This window comes from Pseudomonas sp. BS-2016, assembly GCF_001806145.1.
Classification (GTDB): Bacteria; Pseudomonadota; Gammaproteobacteria; order Pseudomonadales; family Pseudomonadaceae; genus Aquipseudomonas; species Aquipseudomonas lundensis.
Genome location: NZ_MLCT01000032.1, coordinates 131,636 through 146,005, shown reverse-complemented (window position 1 = coordinate 146,005; position 14,370 = coordinate 131,636). Strand labels below are relative to the sequence as shown.

Annotated in this window: 13 protein-coding genes; 7 read left to right on the top strand and 6 right to left on the bottom strand. The window is 60.5% G+C overall.

Annotated elements, in window-relative coordinates; all coding sequences use genetic code 11:
* Positions 1–15: 15 nt before the first annotated feature.
* Positions 16–2,757: an aconitate hydratase AcnA gene (gene acnA / locus BKD70_RS16985; protein WP_047275212.1), complete on the bottom strand. Its 2,742-nt coding sequence runs from the start codon at positions 2,755–2,757 to the stop codon at positions 16–18.
* Positions 2,758–3,064: 307 nt separating this feature from the next.
* Between acnA and rlmM the strand changes: the two genes are divergently transcribed.
* Positions 3,065–4,141, top strand: coding sequence for a 23S rRNA (cytidine(2498)-2'-O)-methyltransferase RlmM (gene rlmM, locus BKD70_RS16980; RefSeq protein ID WP_047275210.1), 1,077 nt, complete (start codon positions 3,065–3,067; stop codon positions 4,139–4,141).
* 15 nt (positions 4,142–4,156) lie between these two features.
* On the top strand, positions 4,157–4,405 hold the full coding sequence (gene tusA, locus BKD70_RS16975; protein WP_047280404.1) for a sulfurtransferase TusA: 249 nt from the start codon (positions 4,157–4,159) through the stop codon (positions 4,403–4,405).
* Positions 4,406–4,495: 90 nt separating this feature from the next.
* Here the strand turns inward: tusA and BKD70_RS16970 are convergent, their stop codons facing one another.
* Positions 4,496–5,899 carry an MATE family efflux transporter gene (locus BKD70_RS16970; protein WP_047275204.1) on the bottom strand — a complete coding sequence of 468 codons (1,404 nt, stop codon included), beginning with the start codon at positions 5,897–5,899 and terminating at the stop codon, positions 4,496–4,498.
* A gap of 176 nt (positions 5,900–6,075) precedes the next feature.
* On the opposite strand from BKD70_RS16970, the gene pdxB reads away from it, so the two are divergent.
* The gene (pdxB, locus tag BKD70_RS16965) at positions 6,076–7,218 is read left to right on the top strand and encodes a 4-phosphoerythronate dehydrogenase PdxB (protein WP_047275203.1); all 1,143 of its coding nucleotides are present in this window, start codon (positions 6,076–6,078) and stop codon (positions 7,216–7,218) included.
* A 52-nt stretch (positions 7,219–7,270) separates the two neighbouring features.
* On the opposite strand, the gene BKD70_RS25080 is transcribed toward pdxB, so the two are convergent.
* A complete protein-coding gene (locus BKD70_RS25080; protein WP_047275201.1) occupies positions 7,271–7,447 on the bottom strand; it encodes a PA1571 family protein in 177 nt (58 codons plus the stop codon).
* Positions 7,448–7,702: 255 nt separating this feature from the next.
* Between BKD70_RS25080 and BKD70_RS16960 the strand changes: the two genes are divergently transcribed.
* Positions 7,703–9,460 (top strand): ABC transporter transmembrane domain-containing protein, encoded by a 1,758-nt coding sequence (locus tag BKD70_RS16960; RefSeq protein ID WP_047275199.1) that lies wholly within the window; start codon positions 7,703–7,705, stop codon positions 9,458–9,460.
* Positions 9,461–9,578: 118 nt separating this feature from the next.
* On the opposite strand, the gene BKD70_RS16955 is transcribed toward BKD70_RS16960, so the two are convergent.
* Both BKD70_RS16955 and BKD70_RS16950 read right to left on the bottom strand, forming a co-directional pair.
* The gene (locus tag BKD70_RS16955; protein WP_047275197.1) at positions 9,579–9,860 is read right to left on the bottom strand and encodes a pyrimidine/purine nucleoside phosphorylase; all 282 of its coding nucleotides are present in this window, start codon (positions 9,858–9,860) and stop codon (positions 9,579–9,581) included.
* A gap of 79 nt (positions 9,861–9,939) precedes the next feature.
* Positions 9,940–10,482 carry an exonuclease domain-containing protein gene (locus tag BKD70_RS16950; protein WP_047275195.1) on the bottom strand — a complete coding sequence of 181 codons (543 nt, stop codon included), beginning with the start codon at positions 10,480–10,482 and terminating at the stop codon, positions 9,940–9,942.
* 232 nt (positions 10,483–10,714) lie between these two features.
* On the opposite strand from BKD70_RS16950, the gene BKD70_RS16945 reads away from it, so the two are divergent.
* Together BKD70_RS16945 and BKD70_RS16940 are read left to right on the top strand one after the other, a co-directional pair.
* Positions 10,715–11,494 (top strand): ABC transporter substrate-binding protein, encoded by a 780-nt coding sequence (locus BKD70_RS16945; protein WP_240478024.1) that lies wholly within the window; start codon positions 10,715–10,717, stop codon positions 11,492–11,494.
* Positions 11,495–11,555: 61 nt separating this feature from the next.
* Entirely contained in the window at positions 11,556–12,557 is a 1,002-nt protein-coding gene (locus BKD70_RS16940; protein WP_047275191.1) for a GNAT family N-acetyltransferase, read from the top strand.
* A 53-nt stretch (positions 12,558–12,610) separates the two neighbouring features.
* Here BKD70_RS16940 and BKD70_RS16935 read toward each other — a convergent pair whose 3' ends face one another.
* Positions 12,611–13,159, bottom strand: coding sequence for an RNA polymerase factor sigma-70 (locus tag BKD70_RS16935; protein WP_047275189.1), 549 nt, complete (start codon positions 13,157–13,159; stop codon positions 12,611–12,613).
* Positions 13,160–13,526: 367 nt separating this feature from the next.
* On the opposite strand from BKD70_RS16935, the gene BKD70_RS16930 reads away from it, so the two are divergent.
* Positions 13,527–14,285 carry a thioesterase II family protein gene (locus tag BKD70_RS16930; RefSeq protein ID WP_047275187.1) on the top strand — a complete coding sequence of 253 codons (759 nt, stop codon included), beginning with the start codon at positions 13,527–13,529 and terminating at the stop codon, positions 14,283–14,285.
* Positions 14,286–14,370: the final 85 nt, after the last annotated feature.

Sequence of the window (14,370 nt, the reverse complement as noted above, 5' to 3'; positions counted from 1 at the left end):
AGTGCCGCCCGGATGTCAGGAGGCAATCAGTTGACGCAGCACGTAATGCAGAATGCCTCCGGCTTTGAAGTACTCGACCTCGTTCAGGGTGTCGATGCGGCACAGCACCTCGACCTGTTCCTGGCTCCCGTCTTCACGGGTGATGACCAGGGTCAGGTTCATGCGCGGCTGCAACTGGGCGCCGGTCAGGCCGAGAATGTCGAGGGTTTCCTTGCCGGTCAGGTTCAGGCTTTTGCGGTTCTGGTCCAGCTTGAACTGCAACGGCAACACACCCATGCCCACCAGGTTGGAGCGGTGAATACGCTCGAAACTTTCGGCAATCACCGCTTTGACCCCCAGCAGGTTGGTGCCTTTAGCGGCCCAGTCACGGCTGGAGCCAGTGCCGTATTCCTGACCGGCAATCACCACCAGCGGCGTGCCGGAGGCCTGATAGCGCATGGCTGCGTCGTAGATCGACAGCTTCTCGCCAGTGGGGATGTAAAGCGTGTTGCCGCCTTCTTCACCGCCGAGCATTTCGTTGCGAATGCGGATGTTGGCGAACGTGCCGCGCATCATGACTTCATGGTTGCCGCGGCGTGATCCATAGGAGTTGAAATCCCGGGGTTCGACGCCTTTTTCGCGCAGGTAGCGCCCGGCCGGGCTGTCCGCCTTGATATTGCCGGCAGGGGAGATGTGGTCAGTGGTGACCGAGTCCCCGAGCAAGGCCAGCACCCGGGCGGCCTTGACGTCGGTAATGACCGGCAAGGGTCCGCTGATGTCGTCGAAGAACGGCGGGTGTTGAATGTAGGTCGAGTCCTCTTGCCACACGTAAGTGGCCGCTTGCGGCACTTCAATGGCTTGCCACTGCTCGTCCCCGGCAAACACCTCGGCGTATTCCTTGTGGAACATCGCGGTGCTGACCTGCGCCACGGCGTCGGCGATCTCTTTTTGGCTGGGCCAGATGTCGCGCAGGTAGACCGGTTGGCCATCCTTGCCCATGCCCAGCGGCTCGCTGCTGATGTCCGTGCGCACACTGCCAGCCAGCGCATAAGCCACCACCAGGGGCGGCGAGGCGAGCCAGTTGGTTTTCACCAACGGGTGAACACGGCCTTCGAAGTTGCGGTTGCCCGACAGCACGGAAGCCACGGTCAGGTCGTTCTGGGTGATGGCTTTTTCAATGGGTTCAGGCAGCGGCCCGGAGTTGCCGATACAAGTTGTGCAGCCGTAGCCCACCAGTGAGAAGCCCAGTTGATCCAGATAAGGCGTCAGCCCGGCAGCCTTGTAGTAGTCGGTGACCACTTTGGAGCCGGGCGCAAGGGAGGTTTTGACCCAGGGCTGGGTCATCAAGCCTTTTTCCACGGCTTTCTTGGCCACCAGACCGGCCGCCATCATCACGCTCGGGTTGGAGGTGTTGGTGCAAGAGGTGATTGCGGCAATCACCACGGCGCCATTTTTCAGGCGATAGGTTTTGCCTTCCCAACTGTATTCGGCCTCGCCCACCAAATCGGCATTGCCCACCGCCACGCCACCACCGCCCTCACTCTCAAGGCGGCCTTCTTCTTTATTGGTGGGTTTGAATTGCAGGCTCAGGAAGTCATCGAAGGCCTGACCCACGTTCGGCAGCGACACGCGGTCTTGCGGGCGCTTTGGCCCGGCCAGGCTGGCTTGCACGGTGCCCATGTCGAGGGACAAGGTGTCGGTGAACACCGGCTCCTGACCCGGCTCGCGCCACAGGCCCTGCGCTTTGCAATAGGCTTCGACCAGTTTTACCGTGGCCTCGGGGCGACCTGACAGGCGCAGGTAGTCCAGCGTGATGTCATCCACCGGGAAAAAGCCGCAGGTTGCGCCATATTCGGGCGCCATGTTGGCCAGCGTGGCGCGGTCGGCCAGTGGCAAATCCGCCAGGCCGTCGCCATAAAACTCGACAAATTTTCCGACCACGCCTTTGCTGCGCAGCATTTGCGTGACGGTCAGCACCAGGTCGGTGGCGGTAATGCCTTCTTTGAGCTTACCGCTGAGTTTGAAACCCACCACTTCCGGGATCAGCATCGACACCGGCTGGCCGAGCATCGCCGCTTCCGCTTCGATACCGCCCACGCCCCAGCCCAGTACGCCAAGGCCGTTAATCATGGTGGTGTGAGAGTCGGTCCCCACCAGCGTGTCGGGGAAGGCGTACGTGCGGCCGTCTTCTTCCTTGGTCCAGACCGTGCGGCCCAGGTACTCCAGGTTGACCTGATGGCAGATGCCGGTGCCCGGCGGTACGACGCTGAAGTTGTCAAAGGCACTTTGGCCCCAGCGCAGAAACGCATAACGTTCGCCGTTGCGCTGCATCTCGATATCAACGTTCTGTTCAAAGGCACTGGGGCTGGCGAATTTATCGACCATCACTGAGTGGTCGATCACCAGGTCCACCGGCGACAGCGGGTTGATCCGCTGCGGGTCGCCACCGGCCTTGGCCATCGCGGCGCGCATGGCTGCCAGATCGACCACGGCGGGCACGCCGGTGAAGTCCTGCATCAACACCCGCGCCGGGCGGTACTGGATTTCGCGGTCCGAACGGCGCTCTTTGAGCCAGGCGGCGAGCGCCTTGAGGTCGGACTCGGTGACGGTTTTATCGTCTTGCCAGCGCAGCAGGTTTTCCAGCAGCACCTTGAGCGACATGGGGAGCGTGCTCAAATCGCCAAGGGTATTGGCGGCCAATGGCAGGCTGAAATAGTGATAAGTCTTATCGTCGACTTTTAAGGTAGAGAGGGTCTTCAGGCTATCGAGGGAGGACATGAAATGACTCCTTAGATCCGCACGGTAACGGATCGTGTGGAACAAACTGAGCTTCTAACCTAGGGGCTGGTCGCGTGTCATTGCACGCCGCGCTCCGAAGGGACGAAAGCCCACGGGGTATAGGGCGGCGGCTATGCAACGTGAACAGACCCTAGCCCTGATTCATCAAACTGGCTAATAACTGGACTGCCTAGGCAAGTTCAAGGTTCCAATCTCAGTTATCATGCCGGCCTTTTTGTGACAGTCCTTGCTCCAAAGCAGGGTTGTGCAGCGGACCAATCCTTGTCAGCTGCCCAGGAGTGATTCAATGAACACCGTTTTTATGCACTGCCGCCCCGGTTTTGAGGGTGAAGTCTGCTCGGAAATCGCCGAGCACGCCGCGCGCCTCAATGTGTCCGGCTACGCCAAAGCCAAACCGGCCAGTGCCTGCGCCGAATTTGTGTGCACCGAAGAAGGCGGCGCTGAGCGGCTGATGCGCGGTTTGCGTTTTGCCGAGTTGATTTTCCCCCGCCAGTGGGCGCGGGGCACGTTCGTCGACCTGCCCGAAACCGACCGTATCAGCGTGATCCTCGACCGCATGGACGGTTTTCCGGTATGCGGCAGTCTGTGGCTGGAAATGGTCGACACCAATGACGGCAAAGAGCTGTCCAATTTCTGTAAAAAGTTTGACGCCCATTTACGCAAGGCGCTGATTAAAGCCGGCAAATTGGTGGAAGACGATGACAGCAAGCCGCGCCTGTTGCTGACGGTCAAAAGTGGCCGTGAGTTGTTTCTCGGTCTGGCTGAGTCCGACAACAGCGCCATGTGGCCCATGGGCATACCGCGCCTGAAGTTCCCCCGTGAAGCGCCGAGCCGCTCGACCTTGAAGCTGGAAGAGGCCTGGCACCATTTCATCCCTCGCGACCAGTGGGACGAGCGCCTGCACAGCGACATGACCGGGGTTGACCTCGGCGCCGCGCCCGGCGGCTGGACGTGGCAGCTGGTCAATCGCGGCATGCTGGTCACGGCTATCGACAACGGCCCGATGGCCGAAAGCCTGATGGACACCGGCCTGGTCCAGCACTTGATGGCCGACGGTTTTACTTTCAAGCCGCGTCAACCGGTGGACTGGATGGTCTGCGATATCGTTGAAAAGCCCGCGCGCAATGCGGCGATGCTGGAAGAGTGGATCGGCGAAGGTCATTGCCGTGAGGCGGTGGTCAACCTCAAATTGCCGATGAAACAGCGCTATGCCGAAGTCCGGCGTTTGCTCGACCGTATCGCTGAGGGCTTCAAGGCGCGTGGCATCACGGTGGAGATCGGCTGCAAGCAGCTGTACCACGACCGTGAAGAAGTCACCTGCCATTTGCGTCGAATAGACGTCAAAAAAACCAAATCTCGCTGATTCAGGAGTCACATGATGAATGTTGCTGACCTGCCGGTTGACGGCACGCTGGACGCCACCGGGCTCAACTGTCCGGAGCCTGTCATGATGTTGCACCAACACATCCGGGACTTGGTGCCGGGCGGCCTGTTGAAGGTGATCGCCACCGATCCGTCCACGCGCCGGGACATTCCAAAATTCTGCGCATTTCTCGACCATGAACTGATCGGTCAGACAGAAGAAGCGGGGACTTACCTCTACTGGATCCGTAAGAAGCAGGGCTGAACCCCAAGGTGACCCGCAGCCGCTATCAAGGGCTGCGAAGGGTTGCACTGCACCCCGTCCAAGCACGCGTTTGGTCGAAGCGCCAGCCGGTTATTTGCCGGCGGCGCGAATGCGTTTTTTCGCGCTGCTCACCAGGCGCACGCTGAGCATCAGCGCCGCGCAGGTCAGGCCCGCAATCAAGCCTTGCCACAACCCGCTCGGGCCGCTCGGCTCGCCCAGCCAGTCAGTCAGGCCCAGCGCATACCCCACGGGCAACCCCACGCCCCAGTACGCAAACAAGGTCATGATCATCGTCACCCGCGTGTCTTGATAGCCGCGCAAGGCGCCTGCCGCCGTGACCTGAATCACGTCCGAAAACTGATACAGCGCCGCGAACACCAGCAACAACGTGGCGACTTCCAGCACCTGGGGGTCGGCGGTGTAAATACTGGCAATTGGCCCGCGCAGCAACAGAATCAAACTGGCCGAGATGAACGCCCAAATCAGCGCCGTGCCCATGCCCACGCCGGCCACAAACCGGGCTTCGCGCGGTTGCTGGCGGCCCAGTGCCTGACCGACGCGCACGGTAATGGCCATGCCCAGCGAATACGGGATCATGAACACCAGCGAACTGAAGTTAAGCGCAATCTGATGACCCGACACCACGGTGGCGCCGAGGCTGCCGATCAACAGGGCGATCACCGCGAAGATGCTGGATTCAGCGAACACGGCGATACCGATGGGCAGGCCGACACTGAGCAGTCGCTTGAGAATCGGCCACTTCGGCCATTCAAAATGGCTGTACACCTGACTCGACTGATAGATCGCACCGCGCATCGTCCAGACCACCATGCCCAGGGCCATGAACCACATCACGATCGCCGTGGCCCAGCCGCAACCCACGCCGCCCATGGCCGGCACGCCAAAATGGCCGTAGATGAAGATGTAGTTGAGCGGAATGTTCAGTGCCAGCGCGATCAGGCCCAGCACCATGCTCGGCCGGGTTTTGCCCAGCCCGTCACTGAACCCGCGCAAGACGCAGTAAATCGCCACCGCGGGCATGCCGCTGGCAATCCCGTACAAATAGCCCATGCACGGCTCGATCAAGTCGGGGGCGACCTTCATCCAGTGCAGCAACGGTTCGGCAACCATCAGGATCCCGGCCGCGCACAGCCCGGTGATGAACGCCAGCCACAGGGCCTGGCGCACAATCGGGCCGATTTCGCCGTGGGTGTTGGCGCCATAACGCTGGGCGACTTTCGGGGTGGTGGCCAGCAGAATCCCAGACATCAACAGAAACACCGGCACCCACACCGAGTTGCCCAGCGCCACCGCTGCCAGATCGCGCGGCCCGACGCGCCCGGCCATCACGGCGTCGACAAACCCCATGGCCGTCGTGGCCACTTGGGAAATGATGATGGGAAGCGCCAGGGCAAGCAGGGCGCGCACTTCTGTGCGCACCCGCGCAGGGCGGCTGACAGGGGGGGTAGCAAAATCAGGAGAAACAGCGTTCACAAGTGTGCATCCAGCGTGTAGTAGGCGCAAAAGCGGGGATTGTACGCGCCCGGCACCGCCGGGCAACTGTGCAGTTGTAGTGCGTTTGTAAGCACCGGGGCTGAAGCGGTGCGACACCTTGCTGGCTCATTGTGTACAACAACGCCTACACTGCTGCTCCGCCAAAGGAGCCTGCCATGTTGATTGTTGCTGATGAAAATATTCCGCTGATCGAAGAATTCTTTGCCTCATTCGGTGAAATACGCCGTTTGCCGGGGCGTCAGATCACCCGCGCCGACGTGCATGACGCCGATGTGCTGCTGGTTCGCTCGGTCACCCGGGTCGACCGCGAACTGCTGGAAGGCAGCGCCGTGAAGTTTGTCGGCACGTGCACCATCGGTACCGATCACCTGGCGTTGGACGACTTCGAACACGCCGGCATTCAGTGGGCCAGCGCCCCCGGTTGCAACGCCCGCGGCGTGGTGGATTACGTGCTTGGCAGCCTGCTGACACTGGCTGACATCGAAGGTGCCGACCTTGCACAGCGCACCTATGGCGTGATTGGCGCGGGTGAGGTGGGCGGTCGGCTGGTCCGGGTGTTGCGTGATCTGGGCTGGAAGGTCCAGGTGTGTGACCCCCTGCGTCAGGCGGCTGAAGGCGCAGATTACGTCAGCCTGGAGCAGATCATTGAGCAGTGTGACGTCATCAGCTTGCACACCCCGTTGAGTAAAAGCGGCGATTTCGCGACATGGCATTTATTGGATGAGACCCGGTTGAACCGGCTCAAACCCGGCACCTGGCTGATCAACGCCAGCCGTGGCCCGGTGGTGGACAACGCTGCGCTGCGCAACGTGCTGAACGCCCGTGAAGACCTGCAAGCCGTCTTGGATGTGTGGGAAGGCGAGCCGCAGGTTGACGTGGAACTGGCCGACTTGTGCGTCTTGGCCACACCGCACATCGCCGGTTACAGCCTGGACGGCAAGCAGCGCGGCACCGCGCAGATCTATCAGGCGCTGTGCGCGTTCCTCGGTCAGACGCCGCAGGTGCAACTGGCGGATTTACTGCCGGCGCCCTGGCTGGCCAAGGTTGAATTGAGCGCCAACAGCGATCAGGCGTGGGCCTTGGCCATGGTGTGCCGTGGCGTCTATGACCCGCGTCGGGATGACGCTGATTTTCGACGTACCCTGACTGGCCCGGTCGATCAGCAAAAGCAGGCGTTCGATGGTTTGCGCAAGCACTACCCGGTGCGGCGTGAAATTGAAGGGCTGACCGTGCACATCGAAGGGCACAACCCCGCGTTGACGAAAATGGCCGCCGCCCTCGGCTGCGTGGTGGTTTAACCGCGTATAAAAAACCGGCCACTTGGGCCGGTTTTCAAAAGACGGGGGTCTGTCAGTTCTTGTGCTTGGGTGTGACCAGGCGTTTATCCAGCTCTTCGCACGCCTGTTGAATCATCGCTTCGGTGATCTCGACTTCTTTGCCTTGCGCATCAATGATTGCGCACCCCACAGACTGGTTGGGCTGGGTACGAATCACCGGTACTGATTGAACATTGTGTTGCAAATCCATGGCTTGTCTCCTCATCAGGGTGTAGCGCTAATGTAGTTCCATTTAGTGACCAAGCTGTGACAACCCTTGGCGGCCATTTACTCAAACAGAAATATCCTGAAACTTCCAGTCTCACGTTAGACCAATCCGACCTAGGGTTGGCATGAGCCGGTCATATTCAAACCGAGTGAGAAAGGTTTACATCGAAGGCCGTTTTTTCGTTGTAGGCTGTCCACTGCCCATGTGGGGCATTTCTTGTTTATTCGGGTGTTCTGGATGCTTTCTTCTCGTCATCGCCGGGCGCTTCGTCTGGCGACTCATTTTGTAGCGCCTTATCGCTGGCACACCGCAGGCGCCTTGCTGGCACTGATTGTGACGGCCGGCATCACGCTGTCGATGGGGCAGGGCATTCGTCTGCTGGTGGACAAGGGCTTTATGACTCAGTCCCCGCACCTGCTCAATCAGTCCATCGGCGTGTTCCTGCTCCTGGTGCTGGCGCTGTCCGTAGGGACGTTCGTGCGCTTTTATCTGGTGTCGTGGATCGGTGAGCGGGTGGTGGCCGACATCCGGCGTCAGGTGTTTAACCACCTGATTGACTTGCACCCCGGTTTTTATGAAAACAACCGCAGCTCGGAAATCCAGTCGCGGCTGACGGCGGACACCACGTTGCTGCAATCGGTGATCGGTTCTTCGCTGTCATTGTTCTTGCGCAACAGCCTGATGGTGATCGGGGGCATCGTGCTGTTGTTCATCACCAACCCCAAGCTCACCAGCATCGTGGTGGTGGCCTTGCCGCTGGTGCTGGCGCCGATCCTGATTTTTGGCCGCCGGGTGCGCAGCCTGTCGCGTCAAAGCCAGGACCGGATTGCCGATGTCGGGAGCTATGTGTCCGAAGCCCTGGGGCAAATCAAAACCGTCCAGGCCTACAACCACCAACAGCAGGACCGGCAGCGCTTTGCCCACACCGTTGAACAGGCTTTCGCCACCGCGCGCAAGCTTATCGTGCAGCGTGCCTGGCTGATTACCTTGGTGATCCTGCTGGTGCTGGGCGCGGTCGGGGTGATGTTATGGGTGGGCGGCATGGACGTGATTGCCGGACGCATTACCGGTGGCGAACTGGCAGCCTTTGTGTTTTACAGCCTGATTGTCGGCAGCGCCTTTGGCACCTTGAGTGAGGTCATTGGTGAATTGCAGCGAGCGGCCGGGGCCGCAGAGCGGATCGCCGAGTTGTTGCAATCCAAAAGCCTGATCTCGGCGCCGGCCAGCGGGTTGCTCGCACTGCCCGAACAGGTGGCGGGCACTCTGCAGCTGCAAGGTGTGTCGTTTGCCTACCCCTCGCGCCCGGAACGCTTTGCCCTGGAAGACCTCACCCTGACCGTCCATGCAGGCGAGACGCTGGCGCTGGTCGGGCCGTCGGGGGCGGGCAAGTCGACGTTGTTCGATTTGCTGTTGCGCTTTTACGACCCGCAGCACGGTCAGATCCTGCTGGACGGGCTACCCGTCACGCAACTGGACCCGCAGGACGTGCGCCGCTGCTTCGCGTTGGTGTCGCAAAGCCCGGCGCTGTTCTTTGGTTCGGTGGAGGACAACATCCGCTACGGCAATCCCGACGCCACGCTGGAACAGGTGCAAGCGGCGGCGCGCATTGCCCATGCCCATGACTTCATTTTGCAAATGCCCGAGGGTTACAGCACCCATTTGGGGGAGGGCGGGCTGGGATTGTCCGGCGGCCAGCGTCAGCGCCTGGCGATTGCCCGCGCGCTGTTGGTGGACGCGCCGATCCTGTTGCTCGATGAGGCCACCAGTGCGCTGGATGCCCAGAGCGAACACTTGATTCAGCAAGCCTTGCCCAGCCTGATGTCAGGCCGGACCACGCTGGTCATCGCCCATCGCCTGGCCACCGTGCAGAATGCGGACCGCATTGCGGTGATGGATCAGGGCAAGTTGATAGCAATCGGCACCCACGCGCAGCTCATTGCCACTAACCCGCTGTATGCGCGGTTGGCAGCGTTGCAGTTCAATGTGCAGGGGTAAACGGATAGCGATCAGGTCGGGAGAGCGGAGTGGGTTGACATCCTTCGCCGCCCTCGCCAGCGATCACCGCGGCGGGATGCCGGGTCATGGCTGGCGAGGGGGGCGCTTCAACCGCCGGTTAGCGGTATTCGCACAGGTAGGCGGTTTCAACCACGACCTTGAGCTGGAACTTGCTATTGGCCGGTACGTTGAACTGGCTACCGGTCTTGAACGTTTCGAAGGCCTCGCTGCCCGGCAATTTGACGTTCAGCTCGCCCGACACCACGTGCATGATTTCACGCTCGGCAGTGCCGAATTCGTATTCGCCCGGGGCCATGACGCCGATAGTGGCCTTGCCTTCGGCTTGCGTGAAGGCAATCGACTTGACGGTGCCGTCGAAGTATTCGTTGACTTTAAACATGGCGATTCCTCGGTAGGGGCTTAAAAAGGCTGGCCAGTATGCAGAAGCCGTTTTATCCCGTCACGCCCTTTTAAGGGTGCTAATCGGCCAGAATCAGCGGCAGTAAACGTGCGGTATTTCGCGCGTCTTCCAGTGCCCGGTGCTGCTGGCCGTGAAACTGCAGGCCCGCCAGTTGCAGCGCGCTGTTGAGCCCCAAGGCCTGCTTCAAGTGACGTGCCTGTGCGAACTGTTGTTTAAGGTTGTGATGCGCCAGATGCGCCAATGCACTGTTGAGCTGTTTTTGCTGCCATTCCTGCTGCAGTTGCTTGCGGTCGTAGTCGCCCCAGCTGGCCCAGGCTTCAAGGTGGGGCAAGTGCTGGCCCAGCCAGCGTTCAAACTGCTCCCAGACCTGCGTCATCGGCATGGCGGAGTCGATATTGGCCTGGGTAATGCGCGTCAGCTGGCGGCAGAAGGGCGTCAGTAAAGGGCGGCGCACGGGCCGTATAAACCGTTGAAAATGGTCAACCTCACGGCCCGAACGGGTGACGATGCTGGCACCGATTTCAATCACCTCCATTTCCTCCAGAGGCCAGCCGCCGTCGTCGGTGGTGGCTTCCAGATCAATTACCAGCCAGTGCGGCATGTGCGGCTTCCTTAAACAGCATCGGTGTTGAGCAGTGGAGCGTAGCCAAAGCAGTGAGATCCGCCTAGGCTCTTTTTTGTGTGGGCCAGTCAAGGGCTTCCTTGGTAGGCTACGCGGGTTTGAATGGCCATCGCGCCCGATGTAAGGTCGTGCACAGAACAATAAGTTCCAGCCAAAGGCGTAACCAGAGGTATACGGTTTGAAGTGTTTGCCAGTACGGATGGCTCACAGCATGTTGCTGGCCTTTGGCATGACGTTGCTGACGCCCGTGTGGGCCGTGCAGGAAGTCAGGGTCGGTGCTGCTCACTTTCCCCCCTACACAGTGCGCCCCGAAAGCGGCGTCGACACTGGCTTGTTGCCGCAATTGCTCGATGCCCTCAACCAACTGCAAAACGACTTCCGTTTTGTTCCGGTGCCCAGTTCCATCCCCCGTCGCTTCCGTGATTTCGATCAGGGGCGAGTCGATATGGTGATGTTCGAGAACCCGGCCTGGGGCTGGCAGGACATTGCCTACAGCGCGGTGGACATGGGCCTTGAAGATGCCGAGGTGTTCGTTGCCAGGCAACAGCCGGACCGCCAACAGGATTACTTCGACGATTTGAGCAATAAACGGCTGGCGCTGTTTAGCGGCTATCACTACGCGTTTGCCGGGTTTAACCCTTCACCCCGTTACCTGGCGCAGCACTTCAATGCCACGCTCACGTACTCCCACGAAAGTAACCTGCTGATGGTGCTGCGTGGCCGGGTCGATGTGGCGTTGATTACCCGTTCCAACCTCACCGAGCTGCTCGCCCGCAACCCGAAGATCAAGTCCCAGGTGCTGGTGTCCCAGCGCATTGACCAGATCTACCACCACTACGCCTTGCTGCGGCCACAGGCGCCAATTGCCGCCCCGCAGTTGGCGGCCCTGCTGCAACAGCTGCGTGACAACGGCCAGATCAAGGCGATCTTCGAGCCGTTTCAAGTGGCCGTGGTGCCCATGCGTCGGCCACTGGCTGAGGTGCTGCCCTAAATTCTGCGGGTCGGCTAACGTCAAACAGCCTGACTGTTGACGATAATCGTGAGCCCAAGCCATGACTGCTGTTTTCCCGTTTCAACCCCGCTGGCGCGATCTGAGTGCCGACCTGACCGACACCCGCCTGAGCCTGACTGACGGGCAACACCCACTGATCGACCTGCGCCTTGAGCGTGGCGACACCCTTGAACTGCACCTGCAAGACGGCCAACCCGGCGCCTCGCTGCAAGGCGTGTGGGCGGCTTGTTACTGGTTGTTTGCCAGTGATCCTGCGTGTCAGCAATTGACCTGGCATCTCGATCCGCCCCCGCCCGCGGCATTGCGCAGCGGGCTGTTGCGTGCCACCGAGGTTGCCGGGCACTACCAATGCCTGCGCAGTCTGTTTTGGCAACAGCCCCGTCCATGGACCGGCGATGCGCCCGTGGCGGCGTACCCGCAGCACATGGTCATCAGCGGGGGTAAACGTCATCCGCTGCGCGCACCCAAACCGGTGGGCGAGGTGTATCGGCGTTTTGATGCCCGGCTGGGCAGTTGGATATCCCTGCGCACCCTGGATATCGAAGCCGACCTTGAACGCTTCAACCGCTGGCAGAACACGCCCCGGGTCATGGATTTCTGGGAGGAGGGCGGCACCCTTGGGCGCCACCGCCAATTCCTCGAGACCTTGGCCGCTGACCCGCACACCGTGACCTTGATTGGCTGCATCGATGACCAGCCGTTTGCGTATTTCGAAGTGTACTGGGCGAAAGAAGACCGTATTGCGCCGTTTTATGACGTGGACGATTACGACCGGGGCATTCACATGCTGGTGGGGGAGCAGGCGCATCGCGGGCCGCATAAAGTCGCCAGTTGGCTGTCGGCGCTGACGCACTACGTGTTTCTGGACGACCCACGTACTCAGCGCGTGGTGGCTGAGCCGCGTGCCGATAACGCGAAGATGATCGGCTATATGCAGTCTCACGGGTTTCACTGCGAGAAAGAGTTCAACTTCCCGCACAAGCGTGCAGCGCTGATGATGCAAAGCCGCGAGCGTTTCTTCGAAGGGTGCGAGTTGGTCTAGCGGCTGGCCGGGGCTTGCAGGGGCGGGCACGCTCCTGCAAGTGGCGTTGACGCTCAGCGGCGCGCGAAGGTATCGCGTGGGGTGCCCGAGACCTTGCGGCAGTGGATCAGGGCGTCGCGGATCATGAAATTCACCAGCGTCGGTGACACCCCCAATTCCTTGGCAATGTCCTTTTGCTGAACCCCGTGCAGGCGATACATCTCGAAGGCATAGCGCGTACGGCTGGGCAGTTCGGTCAGTGCGTCGGCAATGTTTTCCAGGGTTGAAAAGTTGATGTGCGAGGTTTCGGGCGATGCGCCGTGGATGACCACATTCAAGCCTTCCTCTTCCGGGCCGGAGTATTTCTGCTCCAGCGCCTGCTTGCGGTAATGATCGATCGCCAGGTTACGCACGATCTGAAACAGGTAGCTCAATTGCGCCTTGAACGATGAGGTGATCTGCGGCGCAGCGTGCAAACGGAAGAAGGCGTCTTGCACCACATCTTCAGCCCTGGACCGACACCCGGTGATGCGTGCTGCAATCTTGACCAGGATGAGCCGGTTTTCAACAAAGGCCTGAAGTAAGGGTGAATCGCACCTGCTTGTGGACACTTGTTCCGTCATGGAAATCACCTGTTGCAATTGAAAAAGTGTGGGCGTCTGGACAAGCCGCGTCCTACACAGCTCGCAACAAATTAGGTTGAATGATAATGATTGTCAATTGAGAAAGAGAATTAATGAAGCCGATTACCTCACTTTGAGAAACGCCTCACATCACGCACCGTCCGTTCAAAATCACCCCCTCTCGCGGGACTAATTATTTGCGTCGGCCAACCGTTCTCAATGGACATGGGTCGGGATCAGGGCTGGCCAAATAATGGCTCGGACAGGAGGGCGAGATGGGAAAGGACCGTAAACACGCAGCGAGTTTAGAGGGGGCACACGTGCACCTTGCGCACCTCCATCAGGCCTCAGGCAGTGGCGTCGGGCGATGAGTAAGGTGATCAACATGCGCCTGTTTTGCCTGCCCCACTCGGGCGCCAGTGCCATGGCCTACAACCGCTGGCGGCGTTCATTGCCTGAGTGGCTGCACGTGCGTGCGCTGGAGCTGCCGGGGCGCGGGATGCGCATGGACGAACCGCTGCAATGCGACATCAAACGCCTGGCCCATCAACTGGCGGACGAAATCAGCCCCGAGCTGGATCGACCCTTCGCCATTTTCGGCCACAGCCTCGGCGGCTTGCTGGCCTTCGAGCTGGTGCATGCCTTGCGTGAGCGCGGCCTGCCAGCGCCGTTAGCGCTGTTTGCGTCGGCCACGGCGGGCCCGGCCCGGCGCGATGTCAGCGAATACGCCGTGGCCAAGTCCGATGCGCAACTGCTCGCCCGCCTGCGCGAGTTGAAAGGCACCGACGACGCCGTGCTGGCCAATACCGAACTGATGCAATTGATGCTGCCCATCCTGCGCGCCGACTTTTTGCTGTGCGGCAGTTTCACCTATGGCCAGCGCACGCCGCTGGCGCTGCCGATTCACGTCTTTGGCGGCAAGCAGGACAGCGTTCGCGCCGATCAACTGCTCGACTGGCAGGCCGACACCTGCTGCAGGTTTTCCCTCGACATGTTTGAGGGGCATCACTTCTTTCTGGTGGAGCAGGAGCAACCCTTGCTGCGTTGCCTGCGCCGCTACGCCGAAGAACATCTGGCGCGCTGGCGCAACCATCAGGCCCGGCCAATAGCCAGCCCCCACGTGTAAAGCGCAGCCCCGGCTTCTCGTACTTCAAGCAGACCGATTTTTTTCAAGCCTGGAGCCTGTTGGCGTTTCGCCGTCACCGCGAAAC

Coding starts and splice junctions, on each gene's coding strand:
- acnA (WP_047275212.1), bottom strand. CDS start 2,757: ATGTCCTCCCTCGATAGCCTGAAGACCCTCTCTACCTTAAAAGTCGAC.
- rlmM (WP_047275210.1), top strand. CDS start 3,065: ATGAACACCGTTTTTATGCACTGCCGCCCCGGTTTTGAGGGTGAAGTC.
- tusA (WP_047280404.1), top strand. CDS start 4,157: ATGAATGTTGCTGACCTGCCGGTTGACGGCACGCTGGACGCCACCGGG.
- pdxB (WP_047275203.1), top strand. CDS start 6,076: ATGTTGATTGTTGCTGATGAAAATATTCCGCTGATCGAAGAATTCTTT.
- BKD70_RS25080 (WP_047275201.1), bottom strand. CDS start 7,447: ATGGATTTGCAACACAATGTTCAATCAGTACCGGTGATTCGTACCCAG.
- BKD70_RS16960 (WP_047275199.1), top strand. CDS start 7,703: ATGCTTTCTTCTCGTCATCGCCGGGCGCTTCGTCTGGCGACTCATTTT.
- BKD70_RS16955 (WP_047275197.1), bottom strand. CDS start 9,860: ATGTTTAAAGTCAACGAATACTTCGACGGCACCGTCAAGTCGATTGCC.
- BKD70_RS16950 (WP_047275195.1), bottom strand. CDS start 10,482: ATGCCGCACTGGCTGGTAATTGATCTGGAAGCCACCACCGACGACGGC.
- BKD70_RS16945 (WP_240478024.1), top strand. CDS start 10,715: ATGTTGCTGGCCTTTGGCATGACGTTGCTGACGCCCGTGTGGGCCGTG.
- BKD70_RS16940 (WP_047275191.1), top strand. CDS start 11,556: ATGACTGCTGTTTTCCCGTTTCAACCCCGCTGGCGCGATCTGAGTGCC.
- BKD70_RS16935 (WP_047275189.1), bottom strand. CDS start 13,159: ATGACGGAACAAGTGTCCACAAGCAGGTGCGATTCACCCTTACTTCAG.
- BKD70_RS16930 (WP_047275187.1), top strand. CDS start 13,527: ATGAGTAAGGTGATCAACATGCGCCTGTTTTGCCTGCCCCACTCGGGC.